We start from the raw sequence: 15,927 nt of genomic DNA, 5'->3' as shown, positions 1-15,927 counted from the left end.
GGGCGATGAAATGGTTGCTCTGCCTGCTGATGCTGACTTGCCACGCGCAGGGACAGTGGCGGCTTGAGTCATCATCGAAGGCTGCGTCCGTCGGCCACGGCGCGGTTTATGTCGTCAAACAGATCAGCGGACCCGCCAAGGCGGAGATCAGGCTTGTCGTCTTCGATGAAAAGCAATGCCGTCTGCGGGTGGTGGTGAATTCAGATCGCAAAACCGCCCTGTCTCTTGATGAGCTCGGACTTGCAGAGAATGCGCTGGCGGTCTGCAACGGAGGATACTTTCATGCCGGTGGTGACTTTGGCCCTGCCGGACTGGAGATCGCGGGCGGCGTGCGCCAAGACAAGTTCACTGCAGGCCCTTGGGTTGGCGGATTGATGGTGAAGCAAGACAACGCATCCTTGGTCTGGGAAAACGAATTCCGCGACTCGCCCGACATCACCGAATTTCTCCAATGCAGCCCGTGGTTGATCAGCGAAGGCCGGGTCTGGCCTGCGCCCCCATCCAAGGAACCTGAACAGCGCAATCATCGCACATTCATCATCACTGACACGGAAGGCCGCTGGGCAATCGGCACCTGCAAACGTACCGGTCTGCTTGAACTCGCTCACATCCTCATCACTCCCGGCATCATCAGTGAATTGAAGGTGACACGCGCGCTGAATCTCGACGGCGGACCTTCAACCGGCCTGTGGTGTCGCAGCGCCGATGGCCGAACGCAATTTGAGAAGCCGGGCTGGGACGTCCGTAACGTCATCGCCGTCGTCCCTAGAGATTCTGAGTGAGATGTGCTCGAATGAGCGCGTTCGGAGAGGATGCGCATCGCCTTCCTCTGCCTTCTCATTCCTGGAATCATTCACACCGCCGCCGCTGATGAACTGAAATGGTTCAAGGGCAACACTCACACGCATTCGCTGTGGAGCGACGGGAATGACTTTCCGGAGATGATCACGGACTGGTACAAGCAGCACGGCTACGATTTCCTCGCCATCTCCGATCACAACGTGCTGCAGGCGAAGGAGGTCTGGATGAGCGTGCCCGCGATCGAGAAACGACGCAAGGCGCTCGGTAAAACGACGATGGAGAAATATCGCGCCCGTTTCGGCGACGATTGGGTGACCACGCGGGAGAAGGACGGAGTGACCGAGGTGCGGTTGAAGAAGCTGGAGGAATACCGGCCCAAATTCGAAGAACCCGGCAAATTCCTGCTCGTGCAGGCGGAGGAAATCAGCGCAGGAATCGGCAACGTGCCGATCCACATGAACGCGGTGAATTTGCAGGAGGAGATCAAGCCGATCAAGGATCTCACCAGCATCCAGGAGGTGATGCGTGCGAATCTGCGGCTGGTGAAAGAGCAGTCGAAGCGCCTCGGCGTGCCGATGCTCACGCATATCAATCATCCCAACTTCCGCTGGGCGCTATCCGCCGAGGATCTGGCCGCGGTGCTTGAAGAAAACTTTTGGGAGATTTACAACGGCCACCCGGGCATCAACTGGCAGGGCGACGGAACGCGCATCGGCCATGAGAAGATGTGGGACATCGCCAACACGCTGCGCATTGCCGAGTTCAAGGCGCCACCGCTTTACGGAATGGGCACGGATGACTCCCACCGCTACCACGGCGAAGACAACGGCCCCGGCCGCGGCTGGGTGATGGTGCGCGCTGCAAAGCTGGACGCAGACGAACTCGTGAAAGCGATGAAGGCAGGCGACTTCTACGCTTCCTCGGGCGTCACGCTCGACGACGTGAGTTTTAAAGACGGCACATTGCGCATCAAGATCCACGCTGAACCCGGTGTGAAGTATTCCACGCAGATTCGCGGCACGCTGCAGGGCTATGACGCGACGACGCGCGAAGCACCGGTGGTTAAAGGCGATCTGCATCCACCGCGCCCGCTCTACTCCGACGATGTGGGCAAGACGCTCGCCACGATTGAGGGCGAGGAGGTGGTTTGGAAACCGTCGGGCAAGGAGTTGTATTTCCGGGCGGTGATCACGTCCTCCAAGCCATACGCGAACCCTTCGTTTGAAGGACAGACCGAGATGGCTTGGACGCAGCCGATGGGCTGGAAGAAGTAGATCAACGCATCCGCATGCCTTGCATGCGTCCCTGCATGCCTTCGAGCATCGGCGCCATTTCGAGCTTCATGGAGAGCGGGGCCTCCTTGAAAAAGAGTCCCATGTCCTTGGTGAATGACTTTTCGAAACTGGCGGCATCCTGATCCAACAGCATCTGCATTTCAGGATTCTTCGTGGCCCGTTTCTTCATCTCACGCTGAATGCCTCCAATGATGCGCCGGCGGTCATCGGGCGGCAGTTTTTCGAGCCCCTTCATCACGGCCTTAAAGTTCTCCTCCACTGTTCGGGTCACATACTCCCCTTTTTCTTCATCGGTTAGCGATTTGAAGAAGCGGTCCATGGTCTCCAAACCATCCTCGCGCATCGAGCCGCGCTGATTGAAGTCGAGCTTGATGACGGAGTTGATCACCTTGTCGAGATGCTCCTGGCGTTGTTTTTCACCGAGGCTCTCGTCGGCGAACCAAGGAGCGTTCTCCATCAGCGAGAGCGTCTTCTCCGGTGAGAATACCGAGTCCTCGGTGACCCACATGACGACGGTCACCGCGCCCCAGACGAGGGCCAGGAAGGCGGCAACTTGAAGCCAGAGACGTTGGACCGGCATGGGGCTATTTTTTGCCAAAGCGACGTCCTAGCAACGAGAGAAATTCGCCGGACTCTTCGACCTTGAGCTTCTTTGTGACGGCAAAGTAGGCTGCTGCTGCGACGCTGATGGTCACTCCCAGCACTGCGCAACGCGGAATGAAGCGCAGGTGCTCCCAGTCGGCCATGACGGTGTATTGCGCCGCGAGGCAGACGGCGGACATGATGGCGATGCCAATGATGAGCTTGATGAGCGCCCGCGTTAGAGAACGGGTTTCGAGGCCCGAAGCAAACTTGCGCATGCAAAGGTAGAGCGTCAGGAAATTGAGCGAAAGACCGACGGCCGTGGCCCAGGCGAGCGCGGTGTGGTCCCACTTCAACACAAAGACGGTGATTGAGTTCACCGAAGCGGTAAACACGATGACGCCGAGACTCACCATCATCGGGATAAAGCGGCGGTTGATGGTGTAGAACGCGGGCTGGAGCACCTTGATGGCGGCGTAGAAAATGAGGCCAAAGGCATAGGCCTGCAGAGGTGCGGCTGTCATCTGCACATCGTGAGCCGTGAATTTACCGTGCTCGAAAATGATGGAGATGATCTCCTTCGAAAGCAGCGAGAGACCGACTGCGCAGGGAAGTGTAAGGAACAGCACCAGACGCAGGCCTTTGGCGAGCGCACTGCGAAAGGCGGGTGTCATGCCTTCCGTCGCCAGCCTCGAGAGCATAGGCAGCGTCACGGTCGCGACGGCGACTCCAAACAGGCCCAGCGGAAGCTGCTGGAGGCGCTGGGCGTTCGCGAGCCAGGCGAGCGATCGTTCATGGCCGTCCGTGAAGGAGGCGAAAATGGAATTGAGCAGCACCGCGACCTGCGTGCCGCTGGCGGCGAGCATCGAGGGCCACATGAGGTGCAGAACTTCCTTCACCGCAGGGTCTTTGCAGCCGAAGTCGAAACGAAAACGGAAACCGACGCGACGCAGTGAAGGAAGCTGCACGGCAAGTTGGAGCACTCCGCCGATCAAGGTGCCGATGGCGAAGCCGGTGAGGCCCTTTTCGCTGACATGCCCGTCGCGGAAACCCGGATCGATGATCCAGGCGAGCACCACGCCACCCACGATGCAACCCAGATTGAAAAACGCCGAGGCGACGGCCGGAATGAAAAAGACCTTCTTCGAATTCAGCATGCCCATGACCAGCGCGGTGACGGATACCAGCGCGATGAAGGGATACATGATCTGCGCGAGCCACGTGCCGAGAACCTTGGCCTCCTCGCTCAGCCCCGGCGTGAGAATGCGAAACAGAATCGGAGCAAGGGCCACACCGGCGACGGCCACGATGGTCATGAACCACATCGAAAGTGAAATCATCTTGCGACCGAGCACCCATGCGGCCTCGTCGCCCTCGGTCTTCATTTTCTTCGAGAAGGTGGTGACGAAGGCGGTGGAGAGCGCGCCTTCGGCAAAGAGATCGCGCAGCATGTTCGGCGTGCGAAATGCGGCGGTGAAGATGCCGGTGAAGGCGGAGCCGAAGAAGCCGTTCAGCATCTGGTCGCGCACGAGCCCGAGGACACGGCTGCAAAGGATGGCGATGGAAACGACCCCGGTGGATCGTGCTTGAGAGGAGGGGTCTTTCTTTTCGTCGCTCATGATGCAAAGCGGACGCTGGCACGCCGCAGTTTGTCCATCATGGCGATTCCCATGCCGTGTTCATGCAACGGTTCTGCAATGATTTCGTCGACGCCAAGCTTGTCGAGAGCCCGCAGGACGTAAAAGAAACGCACGGCGGCTTCAGGCAGCTTGCCGTTGCCGGGGCTGAGCATCATGACCTCCTCCCAGTCGGTGAGGTTGAGGTAGCCGTCCTTCTCCTCGCCACGATAGCTCATGAGGGCGTAGCGTTTGCCTTCTTCGGGAATGAAATCCGAAGGACGTTCGAGCAGGCGCAGCGGAGTCTTCGGCGCGTAATGCGAGGCCAGCTGTCCGGGGGCCTCGGTGGCTTCATCGACGACCGTTCGGGTTTGAAGGCGGACTTTGCCATAGGCCTTCAAGTCCTCCACGGTGATCGGGCCCGGGCGCACGACGGTGATGAACATCTTCGGGCTGCCGGGCTCGATTTTGATGATGGTGGACTCCAGGCCGAACATGCAGGCACCCCCATCGACAATGAGATGAATGCGGCTGTCGAGCTCCGCGAGCACGGCGCTGGCCGAGGTGGGGCTGATGGAACCAAAACGGTTCGCACTGGGCGCCGCGAGCGGTTTGTCGAACGCGCTGATGACGCGGCGGAAAATGGGATTCGAACTGACGCGTACGGCGACGGTTGGCAGGCCGGCGGTGACGATATCAGGAACGACGGATTTCTTCGGCAGAAGGATCGTGAGCGGACCTGGCCAGAAACGCTCCGTCAATTTTTTTAGCGTCAGCGAGATCTCCGGTGGCACGTCCGCGACGAGATCAAGCTGATCCTTGTGTGGCAGATGAACGATGAGCGGATCAAAGGTGGGCCGCTCCTTGGCCTCGAAGATTTTCGCGACGGCGGTCGCATCAAGCGCGTTGGCGGCGAGGCCGTACACCGTTTCCGTCGGCAGCGCGACGACTTCGCCTTCGCGAAGCAACCGGACGGCCTCCTCGACCGCCTGATGCATGAGCGGTGGCTGGTCGGTGGGCAGGACGGCGGTGACGTAACTCATGATGGCGACGTGAGGCTCTCAATCACCGCCCATGCGTTGTGATTGTGGATGGATTCGTAGTTTTCGGCTTCGACGCGGAACCAGGTGATGCGCGGATGCGCCTTGGCTTTGACCGCAATGTTGCGCACAAGGTCCTCGACGAACACAGGATTGTCGTAGGCTGCTTCGGTGACGTGCTTTTCATCGGGGCGCTTGAGGATGCTGAACAGCTCGCTGCTGGCGCTGGATTCGACGAGTTCGAGAAGATCTTCGATCCAGACTGGCTCGGAGAAGCGGACGGAGAGCGTGACGGTGCCGCGCTGGTTGTGGGCACCACGAGCGCTGATGGCCTTCGAGCACGGGCAGAGCGTGGTGACGGGCACTTCGACGGTCAGTACGAAATCCGTCTTGGATTTGTCGGCGTTCACTTCAAACACGACGCCGTAGTCGAGAAGCCCTTCCGCACCGGACACGGGGGCCTTCTTGGCACGGAAGTAGGGGAAACGCATTTCAACGTGCGCCTTGTCGGCATGAAGCCTTTTCATCAGCTCACGCGGCATCGCGACGATGTTGGAGACGGTGAGTTCGGTGCCGTGAGAGTGCAACACCTCGACGAAACGGCTCATGTGCGTGCCCTTGAAGTGATGCGGCAGGTCGACCGCGAGCGAGACGGTGGCGACGGTGTGCTGCACAGCGGCATCGCGATCACGAATGCTCAGGGGAAAGCGCAGGCTGCGCACGCCGACACGGTCGATCGGCAGGCGACGGTCGTCGCGTTCATTTTGCGTGTCGGTGAGGGTGGACATGGCTGGAAATGAAACTTCCCACTGCCGCGAGAAGCAACAGTGGGAAGCGGATCAAAAGAAACCCATCACGGGCGGAACGAACCGATCAGGCCATGAGGTTCACAGCGCGGGAGCGCTTGATCTCACGCACAACCTTGCGGTGCAACCAGGCGGGCAAACCGGTGATGCGGCGGGGAATGAGCTTGCCGGATTCTGTGGTGAAACGGGAAAGCAGCTCAGGATTGGTGTAGCAGATCTTTTCCACCGGGATGTCCACACGGCGGCGCGGCATCTTGCGATTCGCGCGGCGGAAGTTGGACATGCGTTCTTTGGTCTTCGGTTGCATGGCGGTCTTGGGTAAAAATTAGCGGATTTCGCGGTGGAGGGTGCGCTTCTTCATGAAAGGGTTGAACTTAACCTTCTCAAGACGGTTCGGGGTGCGAACGCTCTTTTTGTTGCGCGTGGTCACGTAGCGGGAGGTCGGCATTCCTGCGGCCTTCGCTTCCGTGCATTCAAGGGTGATGATTTCTCGCGGCATAAATTTGGGGCGCGGAGGCTAGGTCACTCCTTGGAGAAGTCAAGCGATTCGCCTGAGTTGTTGTTGTTGGAGGCCGGAGCGGCATCATCCTCGTCCTTGTCGTCGTCAGCCGCATCGTCCGCGTTGTCGAGGCCGAAGAGGGAATGGACAGGGCGGCTCCAGCGGCCGCTCATCTGGCTGCGCTCGATCTTTTCCTGGTAAGCGACGGAGAAGCGGGCGAAGGGCATGGCCTCAAGGCGCTCCTCGGGAATCTTGGTGCCGGTGCCTTCACAAACGCCGTAGGTGCCGGTTTCGATGCGCTTGAGGGCCTCATTAATCTCATAGAGGGCGTCCTGTTCCTTGCCGAGGAGGCTGAGGGCGAAATCGCGGTCGTAGGCGTCGCTGCCGGCATCCGCCTGATGCATGCCGAAGGCGGAGGAGTCGCCGTTTTCATTGCGAATGGTCTCGCTGGCGACGCCTTCAATGGAGTTCAGATAGGCGTCGCGGAGTTCGACGAGGCGCTGCTTTTGCTTCTTGAGGAAAGGCGTCATCTTCACCGGCCCCTTGGCAATCTCAATGGTGATGCCCTCTTCCTCACGCCCTGCGCGTGCGCGTGGCGTGCCAGTGGTCGAGACCGAGGTGCGTCCTTTCGGGACCAGCGGGGCCGGAGCGGCCTTCGTGGACGCTTTGGGAGCCTTGACTGGAGCCACGGCTTTCACCGGGGCTTCTTTGGCGGCGGGCTTGGCTGCGGGTTTCTTGGCAGGAGCGGCAGCTTTGGCAGCAGGCTTCTTGGCAGGCGCGGCGGCTTTTGCGGCAGTCTTCTTGGCAGGCGCGGCCTTGGCGGCAGGTTTCTTGGCGGGAGCAGACTTCTTGGCAGGGGCTTTCTTCAGGACGGTTTTCTTCACAGGTTTGGGGGAGGATTTTTTCGGAGCGGGCTTTTTAGGCGCCGCCTTCTTCAAAATGGGCTTGCTCTTCGCCTTCGAAGCCGGTTTGGCAGCTTTGGCGGGGGCTTTCTTCGTCACAGGCTTGCTCTTCGACTTCGCCGCAGGCTTCGCTGCTTTGGCAGGAGCTTTTTTCACGGGCTTGGCGGCAGGCTTTTTAACTGCGGGTTTCTTGGATTTCGCAGGCATGGCTTTGGCAGTGTTGGTTTGATCGATGAGCATCTCTGTTAACGCACCTGGCCACAGGGCGGAAAAAGAGGCGCGGATTCTGGCTGTGGTTGTCAGAGCGTGCAACCAGTATTCCAAGCCCTTTCCAACGTCCTCTCCATGCTTGATCTGGCGGGTTGCGCCAGTTTGCGGACAGTCTAATCTCCGCACCCATGAATGCTGAACCACCCTCCAGTTCCGTGCTTTCCAGCCTGTGGCAGCAGATCCGCGCGGTGCTCGACCTGGTGCTGGACCTCTCCTTCAAACGCTTCGTCACTCCGCGTCTGGTGCGCATGCTTTATGTCTTGAGCCTGCTGGCGGCAGTGTATTTCGCCTGGAAATGGATGTGGGACGGACTGTGGGGATTCATTACCGCCCCAATGGTTTTCCTGCTGATGTTGATCGTCGCGCGGGTGACGGTGGAATTGATTCTCGCGATCTTCCGCATCGCCGACCACATCGCCCCGATGTCAGATGAGCCGGCAGCCAAGTCGACGCAGAAGTCCGGCTCGCTCACGGATCCCGTGCCCTGATTGCCCCATCCCGGGGACTTTGTGAAATTTTTCACAAAATCGGGTTGCCGCTCTTCGCTGCACCCTGATAATCGACATGCCGATGTTCACACCCCTGCTCGCCAACTTCGATCTCATTGCGCTCGCCGCCTCGGTGGGGAAGATCGTTTTCCTGACCTTTCTGGTCATCCTCCCGCTGGTTTCGATCTCCGTCTATTTCGAACGACGCATCTCGGCGGTGATTCAGGACCGGGTGGGCCCGAATCGAGTGGGCGTACCGCTCACCCTGCTGGGTTTCAAGAACGACTGGCAGCCTTTCGGCATCGGCGGTCTGGCCCAGGCCGTAGCGGATGGTCTGAAGTTCATCTTGAAAGAAGACTTCGTGCCGAAGCACGTCCGTACCTTCTATTACTGGCTGGCCCCCTGCCTCACGATGGTTCCGGCCCTGCTGACCTGCGTGGTGATTCCGTTCGGCAGCGAACTGGACCTTTCCTTCCTCGGACTCGCAGAGCCAATCAAACTGGTCATCGCCGATCTCAGTGTCGGACCGTTGTTCACCTTCGCCATCGCATCGCTCGGTGTTTACGGCATCGTGCTGGCAGGCTGGTCATCGAACTCCAAGTATCCCTTCCTCGGCGGCGTGCGCGCCAGCGCGCAGATGATCTCGTATGAAATGTCGCTGGGCCTTTCGGTGGTTCCCGTGTTCATGATCTTCGGTGAACTGAATCTCACCAAAATGTCCGCCTTCCAAGATGCGAACGGCTGGCTCCTTCTGCCGCTGTGGGGCGAAGGCCTGAGCCTCGCACGCTGGGTGCTGCTCATTCCGATCTTCATTTCGTTCATCATTTTCACCGTCTCGATGTTTGCCGAGACAAACCGCCTGCCCTTCGACCTTGCCGAGTGCGAAACGGAACTGGTGGCCGGCTACCACACCGAGTACAGCTCGATGAAGTTCGCGCTGTTCTTCCTCGGCGAATACGCGGCGATGATCATCGGCTCCGGACTCGCAGTAACGCTGTTCCTTGGCGGCTGGAGCATTCCCTGCTGGCCGCTGCTGGAGCAAATTATTCCGCTGAAGCTTCACTTCACCCCGGGTGACACACCGCTTTACACCGCGCTGCTGCACATCGCGACCTTCTTCGCGAAGGTGTTCTGCTTCATCGTGTTCTTCATCGTCATCCGCTGGACGCTGCCACGCTTCCGCTTCGATCAGCTCATGGCCTTGGGCTGGAAGGTGTTCTTCGAGCTCGCACTCGCGAACGTATTCCTCACCGCGCTGCTGATGTGGTGGTTTCCGCTGAAGTGAGAAACCTTTCGCCCGCCAAGGCGAGAAGTGCTCCGACAAAGCCGCCCAGCGTATCGGCGGTCCAGTCCCACACATCGCCGCCGCTGCGGCCTGGCGTGTAGGTTTGATGCCACTCGTCGATACCACCCACGAGCGCGCAGAACAGCACCGTCAAAACGATCGCAGTGACAGGTTGGCGAGCGAAACCGGCAAGACGCAGGCCGAGGAGAAAGCACACACCGCCCGTGGCGAAATAGATCGCGTGCTCGAGCTTGTCCACGCCTTCAAACTTCGCGGGCGAGGGCAGGCTGCTTTGTGAGGACAGCCACCAAAGCACCAAAACCCAGACCACGGCCAACAGACGCCAGAACAGCGGAATCATCAAAAAGCGCGGCGGTTTCATGAAGGCGGGGACTACCATCTGCGTGATGAACCGCAACCGCGGATTGCCCAGTTCACATCGATTTCACACACGGTGTCCGACGACACGATGCGCCCCACCTTTTCGGACGCGTCTTCCATCGCGAGTTCCGCCGCCCGCAAAGCGATAGACAAGCGCAGGCCTGCGCGTTAACCCTCGCCCGTCCAATCCTGCTCAACCATGAAACTTCACCTCGCCCTCGCCTCCTTCTTCGCCGTCCTCTCCCTCGCCAGCGCCGGAGAAACAGAAATCTTCAATGGCAAAGACCTCACCGGCTGGGAGGGCAACAAAGACCTCTGGAGCGTGAAGGACGGCGCGATCACCGGCATCACTCCGCCCGACCCGGCTGATCCCAAGAAGGGTATCATCAAGCACAACACCTTCCTCGTCTGGAAGGGCGGCACCGTGGGTGATTTCGAGCTGACTTTCCAATACCGGATCGAGAAGGGCAATTCAGGCGTGCAGTATCGGAGCAAGGAACTGGCTCCCGGACCATTCGGCCCCATCATCAGCGGCTATCAGGCGGACTTTGAAGCAGGAAAAACCTACAGCGGCATTCTTTATGAAGAAAAGGGACGCGGCATCCTCGCCAAACGCGGGGAGAAGACCGTCATCAAGCCCGGCCCGGACGGCAAAAAGCCCGTTGTCGAAGTGACCGGCAGCGTGGGAGACAGCGCCGCGATTCAGGCCGCCATCAAGGAAGAAGACTGGAACGAGTACCGCATCGTCGCCAAAGGCAATCACGTGCAGCATTTCATCAACAACATGCAGACCGTCGATGTGACCGATGACGACACCGCCAATGCACCAAAGGAAGGCCTGCTGGCCCTGCAGATTCATCAAGGCCCGCCGATGGTGGTGCAGTTCAAAAACTTCAAGCTCGTCGAGACGAAGTAGCCGTGCTTTGTTGCCGCCGTCATGACACGACTGCTCTTCTCCGCCCTTTTTCTCTTCACCTGCGGCTTCGCTTCGAAGTCCGTCGCGGACACCGAATACCTGATTGTCAGTGGCGGGCCGGCGGTGCGGCAGTTTGAGGATCTGCGCCGGCCCGGAGAGCAGCACGACCGCTGGTGGGGCAATTTCATCCGCACCGCCCGCGTGCGCATGCAGGAGATCCAGCGCACGGCGGCTCCCGGCACGCACATCACCTGGCTGGTGTATCGAGATGCGTATGTACGTCGTGGTGCCTCCGAGCACCAGCCGCTGACGCAGAACGTGGAGTCAGTGCCAAAGGCCTATCCTTTCGTCAAACTGGTATGGTTCCGCAGCACGGACGAACTCATCCACTACATCAACCACGGAGCCTCGGGCCGCGGCGGCATGAAGATTTCTGGTTTCGAGTACTTCGGCCACTCCAACAAGTACAGCTTCATGTTTGACTACAGCTCCGAGGTTTATGCAACCTCCACTGCCTGGCTGCATGAACACGACCTGCGCAAGCTCAGCCGCTGGGCGTTCACTTCAAAGGCCTACTGCCAGAGCTGGGGCTGCCACACGGCGGAGAGCTTCAGCAAGGCCTGGAAACGTGCGACCGGCACTTTCATGGTGGGCGCACAGGGCAAGACGGATTACTCAGACATGCATCTGCGCGACTGGCATGTGGGACTCTCGCCCGGTTCACGCTGGGTGAACCGCTGATACAACGACGCTTGGCGTAAAAGAGGCCTGCCTACTTGCCGCTCCACACAAACGTCACCGGCTTTTCGATGTCCGGATGAACGCTGTGATGCACCGGGCAGCCAAGAGCGGTGGCTTCCAGCACCGGACGATCGGGATGATCCGCAGGTAACGGAATTTCGATGGTGATCGGCAGGCGCACGATACGGCGCGGACTGTCGGCGCTCATGTGCTTCTCCACGCTCACCTTCATGCCGGCTATGTCATAGCCTTTCTGCTGCGCCTTGATGCCGATGACTGTCGCCATGCACGTGGCTAGCGCCGTGGCGACGAGATCGGTGGGGCTGAATGACTCGCCTTTGCCGTGGTTGTCCACCGGCGCGTCGGTGACCATCTGATTCTGCGAAGGACCGTGCGTGGCCCGACAGCGCAGGCCGCCTTCATAATCGACGCTGATGGAGACGGCCATGATGGTGAGCGGACGGGGTTACTGCACAGTGAGAACACCGTTCATGATCGCGACGTGGCCGGGGAAGGTGCAGAAGTAGGGATACTCACCGGCGGCAGGCAGGGTGAACTCGATGGTTTCGCTCTGACCAGGCTGAAGGAGCTTGGTGTTGGCAAGGATGTCCGGCGAGTCCGGGATGTAGCCTTTGTCCACCAGCGTCATGCCGCTCATGGCGATGGCCATCATCTTGTCCTTGGTGCCGAGCTTGCCGAGCACGAAATTGTGCGGCTGCGGCAGGGTGGGATGGGTGTTGTTGAAGGTCACTTTCACCTTCTGGCCCACCTTGGCGCTGATGGTCTTGGTGTCATAGGCCAGCGGGTTAGCGGCATCGGGCTTGATAAGGACTTCGAGCACCGGGAGGTCGGCAGCAGGAGCAGCCGTGGTTGCAGCGGCGGCAGCGGGAGTTTCAGCAGGCGCAGCGGCTACCGCCGCCGGTGCTGCTGCTGTGGCGGCAGGAGCCTCCGCCTTCGCTTTCGGACGTAGGGAGCCCAGACCGTCAACGACGAAGGCCAGCACCCAAAGAAGCACGACACCGCCGATGGCAGATCCGATGATGACGTTGAGAAGAGACCAGATGGAGGATTTTTCCGAAGAAGAGGGCGCGGACATGGGCTTTTGGGATGGGGATTGAGCGCGCATCAGAGCACAGCATCACCTGAAAGCAACCGCCGTGTGCCTCACCGAACCCCTGAATGCGCAAGCTCCCTCATGGCATCCCCAACGCGGTCCGAAACACGACTCAAAAGGTCGTTGTGATGCCCTCCTGGAACCTCGTAAAAGGTGACCTCACGCGGATGCGCCTCCGCCAGCGCGCGCCCCATGCGCGCAGGAATCACTTCATCGTCCGTCCCGTGAAAAATCACGATGCGCACGCCTTCGTGCGAAGCGACACGGGACAACGCCTTGCGGTTGTCGAACCGATGGAGATTCAGATGGCACAACGGCCAGCCGAGGACGATGCGCCCCATGTCTGTCATCGAGGTAAACGGAGAAAGCAGCACCGCACGCCGCACGTCAAGATCCTCCGCCGCCATCAAAGCCGCAGCACACCCGAGTGAGTGGCCCAGAAGTGCGAGACGTGGCTGCAGGTCGGCCCGGGTCGTGTTCAGATGCTTCGCCAAGGCCTCGAGAGCGGCCTTGCTGCTCTCGCGAATCGTGGCCGGTGTCGGATTGCCGGAACACTCGCCATAACCCGGATAATCGAGCAGCAGGTACGCAAACCGACCGTCCCAATCATTGGTGAAACGCAGCCAGTCGAGCGCCAGCGAAGCGTTGCCGCCGAAGCACAGCCAGACCGTCTGCGGCAGCCCCGCTGCGTCAGACCTTGGCGGAACATAAAAGGCCGACTGCGCGCCTTGGGAGGTCGTGAAACGAACACGTTCACCCCGCGCTTTGCCCAGCATCGTTTCATCTTCCGCCCGGTAGGAACTCGGGTGGTAGATGAGCTTTGACTGGCAGCCGAGCAGAAAAATCACGGGCGTGAGAATCAGAATTGCAGCAAGACGCAGCAGGCGTTTCCAAAGCGGCATGCTGTTAGAAAACAGGATCAACGCACCGGAGTCCAGCGCATACGAAAGAAGTGCGGTGCTGCGGGTTGGGAGGAAGGCTGCCAACTGTGCATAAAGGCAGGCGTTCCGTCCGCCGTGCGGAAGGTATGCTCGGTCGTCCACGGGTCGGCCAGATCCGGTGAGCTTTCGATCGTGTAAGTGGCCTGAGGATCAAGATTGACGGCATCCAATTGAATCTGCTCACCGGAGAAACTCGGTGCAAGCAAAGGGCCGTCACCAAGCTGAGCATCCCAGGCAAGACCGTAGGAAATGTTGCTGGTGTCCGAGGTCACTTCGATCACATACTGGCCCGATGGCAGATTGTAGAGGAAGAGGTGCTCCACATTGTCCACACTGCTGCCAGAGGTGCTGATCGCGCCGCCGACCGTGGCGAAACCTGCTGCAGCATATAGGCGCAGGGTGAGGTTGGCGAGCGTGGGAGAATAGCTAGGAAGGGAAAAAGAACGGTGCCAGGTCAGTGCGGTGGAAAACGTGCGGGCGTAGCGTCCCACCGGGATGCTGAAGAAATAGCGCCGCCCGCTCACACCGGTGGTAGTGCTGGCGAAATCCCAGCCACGCGAGGGACGCTCCACACTGGTGGAAAAGGTGAACTGGCCGCCTTGCTGGATGTAATGGGCGTTGCGCAGGTTCAACTCGCCCGCGCCGAAAACGTCGTCGTAGGGCTTCGCGTCAGCGGTGCGCCGCCATTGGGGCAGATTTTTCTTCGAAGCCCCGGCGAGAAGCTGCGCCTTGATGACCTGCGGCTTCTGGGCGCTGGCATTGCCGGAAGCAGTGGCGGTCTGCAGCAGCACCGCCGCACAGCCCGCGATGATCGGTGACGCGTAGCTGGTCTCCCCTTCATTCACGACTAGATCCGGCTTCATGCGGCCGCTGCCGTCAGTGTTGGTGCCGCCCTGGCTGTGGACACCTGAGAGCACGCCGGCGGTAAGCGCGTGGTAGTTGTTGCCCATCAGAGCAGGCATCGCGCCACTGTTGTTGTTCAACGGAACCGCCGCGATGCAACCGTCGCGATTAAGCATATAATCGAAACGGCGAAGCAAAAGCGCATCAGTGGTGGCATCGTTCGTGGTGCCTACCCAGCTATGGTTTTGCACCCGGCCGGGGAAGATCGTTGGAGTGACCCCATTGTATACTCGGCTCAAAAAGTCATTTGCCGTGTAAAAATGAACTTCCGTGACCCCGCGAGCCACCCCCATGTCGTTGGCATAGAGGTACGATGAGACAGTGAATGCATGGCTGCGATACTCCCCCAGTCCGGATTCGGGATAGAATGTCTTGCCGGTATTGATGCTCGTGCCGCTGAATGAGCCGGGCCCTCCGGCCTGCGGCAGATAATCGGGAGGCGATGCACCGCTGTCCGCCTCCGTCTGCAGCAGGATGATGCCCGCGCCTGTCGGCATCGACGCGCCCAGTTCGCTGGCGAGCTGGGTGTACCCGATGTCATCCTGCCAGGTGGCGTGAACGAAACAGCCAAGCCCCAGCCACGAAAATGCCACGACGCCTTTTAGAGGCAGGCGATGAAGAAGATGTGCACGGGCAAGTTCGAGTCGTGGCATACGGCGCCGGAGATGGACAGTATTTGATGGCAAAATGTTGACCCAAAAACCCCATTTTACCCACCTGAGAAGGGATGGGAAACGTATCTTAACAGGAAGCATTTCGACTGGTCGAACCCCCTCTCCTTTTCCGCCTTATGAAAACCATTCTGGCACTTATCGACTTCTCAGATGTCAGCTCAAAAATCCTGGAGCACGCCCTTGCGTTTGCCGAGGCTTTTGGAAGCGACATCGTTCTCATCCATGTGGTGCCGCCGGAGCCGCTGGTGGTGGATTTCGCGCCTCCCGCCGTTCCTCCCGAACTGTTTGAAGAAAGACAGAAGGATTTGTCCGCCATGCGTGATTCCTTGGCAGCACGAGGCGTCAACGCCACAGCTCAAGTCTTTGGCGGCCCCCTGCTGGAGACGATCCTGACTCAGATCGACGGAATCGATCCGGATGCCGTCATCATGGGATCACATGGCCACGGTGCACTGTACCATTTGATCGTCGGAAGCATCACGGAAGGCGTCATCAAACGTGCAACCCACCCCGTGCTGGTCGTTCCGAGCGTGCCAACACTCGATCCCGTCAGAACTGCGGATATCAAGAAGGCGCAGCCGGAGATTTCACTGAATGCGATCGGAGGCATTCCCGTCCCGCTGTGATCTTCGGCTGAAGAAAGATATTCCTGGCTCGTTTCAGCGGGCAACCT

At 59.6% G+C, this 15,927-nt stretch carries 19 protein-coding genes; 7 read left to right on the top strand and 12 right to left on the bottom strand.

Annotation, left to right across the window (positions count from 1 at the left end; translation table 11 throughout):
- Positions 1–5 precede the first annotated feature (5 nt).
- A complete protein-coding gene (locus tag KDL09_RS13055) occupies positions 6–782 on the top strand; it encodes a phosphodiester glycosidase family protein (RefSeq protein ID WP_294385694.1) in 777 nt (258 codons plus the stop codon).
- A gap of 30 nt (positions 783–812) precedes the next feature.
- A complete protein-coding gene (locus tag KDL09_RS13050; RefSeq protein WP_294385691.1) occupies positions 813–2,075 on the top strand; it encodes a hypothetical protein in 1,263 nt (420 codons plus the stop codon).
- 1 nt (position 2,076) lies between these two features.
- Here KDL09_RS13050 and KDL09_RS13045 read toward each other — a convergent pair whose 3' ends face one another.
- The 7 genes from KDL09_RS13045 to KDL09_RS13015 all read right to left on the bottom strand — a co-directional run bounded on the left by KDL09_RS13045 (position 2,077) and on the right by KDL09_RS13015 (position 7,748).
- Positions 2,077–2,676, bottom strand: coding sequence for a hypothetical protein (locus KDL09_RS13045; protein WP_294385690.1), 600 nt, complete (start codon positions 2,674–2,676; stop codon positions 2,077–2,079).
- A gap of 4 nt (positions 2,677–2,680) precedes the next feature.
- On the bottom strand, positions 2,681–4,297 hold the full coding sequence (murJ, locus tag KDL09_RS13040; protein ID WP_294385688.1) for a murein biosynthesis integral membrane protein MurJ: 1,617 nt from the start codon (positions 4,295–4,297) through the stop codon (positions 2,681–2,683).
- Positions 4,294–5,337: an L-threonylcarbamoyladenylate synthase gene (locus KDL09_RS13035; protein ID WP_294385686.1), complete on the bottom strand. Its 1,044-nt coding sequence runs from the start codon at positions 5,335–5,337 to the stop codon at positions 4,294–4,296. Before KDL09_RS13035 ends, murJ begins: the two co-directional genes overlap by 4 nt.
- Positions 5,334–6,122 carry a GTP cyclohydrolase FolE2 gene (gene folE2, locus KDL09_RS13030; RefSeq protein ID WP_294385684.1) on the bottom strand — a complete coding sequence of 263 codons (789 nt, stop codon included), beginning with the start codon at positions 6,120–6,122 and terminating at the stop codon, positions 5,334–5,336. Before folE2 ends, KDL09_RS13035 begins: the two co-directional genes overlap by 4 nt.
- A gap of 85 nt (positions 6,123–6,207) precedes the next feature.
- Complete coding sequence (gene rpsR, locus KDL09_RS13025) at positions 6,208–6,447, bottom strand: 30S ribosomal protein S18 (RefSeq protein WP_294385680.1); 240 nt, start codon at positions 6,445–6,447, stop codon at positions 6,208–6,210.
- A gap of 18 nt (positions 6,448–6,465) precedes the next feature.
- Complete coding sequence (gene rpmG, locus KDL09_RS13020; RefSeq protein ID WP_294385677.1) at positions 6,466–6,639, bottom strand: 50S ribosomal protein L33; 174 nt, start codon at positions 6,637–6,639, stop codon at positions 6,466–6,468.
- 23 nt (positions 6,640–6,662) lie between these two features.
- Positions 6,663–7,748: a TraR/DksA C4-type zinc finger protein gene (locus KDL09_RS13015; protein ID WP_294385675.1), complete on the bottom strand. Its 1,086-nt coding sequence runs from the start codon at positions 7,746–7,748 to the stop codon at positions 6,663–6,665.
- Positions 7,749–7,966: 218 nt separating this feature from the next.
- Between KDL09_RS13015 and KDL09_RS13010 the strand changes: the two genes are divergently transcribed.
- Both KDL09_RS13010 and KDL09_RS13005 read left to right on the top strand, forming a co-directional pair.
- Positions 7,967–8,299 (top strand): DUF4282 domain-containing protein, encoded by a 333-nt coding sequence (locus KDL09_RS13010; RefSeq protein WP_294385673.1) that lies wholly within the window; start codon positions 7,967–7,969, stop codon positions 8,297–8,299.
- 82 nt (positions 8,300–8,381) lie between these two features.
- Entirely contained in the window at positions 8,382–9,584 is a 1,203-nt protein-coding gene (locus tag KDL09_RS13005; protein ID WP_294385671.1) for a complex I subunit 1 family protein, read from the top strand.
- On the opposite strand, the gene KDL09_RS13000 is transcribed toward KDL09_RS13005, so the two are convergent.
- Positions 9,547–9,966 (bottom strand): VanZ family protein, encoded by a 420-nt coding sequence (locus tag KDL09_RS13000; protein ID WP_294385668.1) that lies wholly within the window; start codon positions 9,964–9,966, stop codon positions 9,547–9,549. The genes KDL09_RS13005 and KDL09_RS13000 overlap by 38 nt on opposite strands.
- A 198-nt stretch (positions 9,967–10,164) precedes the next feature.
- Here KDL09_RS13000 and KDL09_RS12995 point away from each other — a divergent pair, with 198 nt between their 5' ends.
- A complete protein-coding gene (locus tag KDL09_RS12995; RefSeq protein WP_294385666.1) occupies positions 10,165–10,881 on the top strand; it encodes a DUF1080 domain-containing protein in 717 nt (238 codons plus the stop codon).
- Between the two features lie 21 nt (positions 10,882–10,902).
- Positions 10,903–11,622, top strand: a complete 720-nt coding sequence (locus KDL09_RS12990; RefSeq protein ID WP_294385662.1) for a hypothetical protein — start codon at positions 10,903–10,905, stop codon at positions 11,620–11,622.
- A 31-nt stretch (positions 11,623–11,653) separates the two neighbouring features.
- Here KDL09_RS12990 and KDL09_RS12985 read toward each other — a convergent pair whose 3' ends face one another.
- The 4 genes from KDL09_RS12985 to KDL09_RS12970 form a co-directional block, all read right to left on the bottom strand.
- On the bottom strand, positions 11,654–12,070 hold the full coding sequence (locus tag KDL09_RS12985) for an OsmC family protein (RefSeq protein WP_294385660.1): 417 nt from the start codon (positions 12,068–12,070) through the stop codon (positions 11,654–11,656).
- An 18-nt stretch (positions 12,071–12,088) separates the two neighbouring features.
- A complete protein-coding gene (locus tag KDL09_RS12980; RefSeq protein ID WP_294385657.1) occupies positions 12,089–12,718 on the bottom strand; it encodes a plastocyanin/azurin family copper-binding protein in 630 nt (209 codons plus the stop codon).
- Positions 12,719–12,786: 68 nt separating this feature from the next.
- A complete protein-coding gene (locus tag KDL09_RS12975; RefSeq protein WP_294385654.1) occupies positions 12,787–13,638 on the bottom strand; it encodes an alpha/beta fold hydrolase in 852 nt (283 codons plus the stop codon).
- 17 nt (positions 13,639–13,655) lie between these two features.
- Positions 13,656–15,233: a hypothetical protein gene (locus KDL09_RS12970; RefSeq protein WP_294385651.1), complete on the bottom strand. Its 1,578-nt coding sequence runs from the start codon at positions 15,231–15,233 to the stop codon at positions 13,656–13,658.
- 137 nt (positions 15,234–15,370) lie between these two features.
- Between KDL09_RS12970 and KDL09_RS12965 the strand changes: the two genes are divergently transcribed.
- Complete coding sequence (locus tag KDL09_RS12965; RefSeq protein ID WP_294385648.1) at positions 15,371–15,880, top strand: universal stress protein; 510 nt, start codon at positions 15,371–15,373, stop codon at positions 15,878–15,880.
- Positions 15,881–15,927 lie beyond the last annotated feature (47 nt).

It is taken from the genome of Prosthecobacter sp. (genome assembly GCF_020439865.1).
In the GTDB taxonomy this organism is placed as follows: Bacteria; Verrucomicrobiota; Verrucomicrobiia; order Verrucomicrobiales; family Verrucomicrobiaceae; genus Prosthecobacter.
Note: the sequence above shows the minus strand (reverse complement) of the source record. Positions and strands in the feature narration are given on the sequence as shown.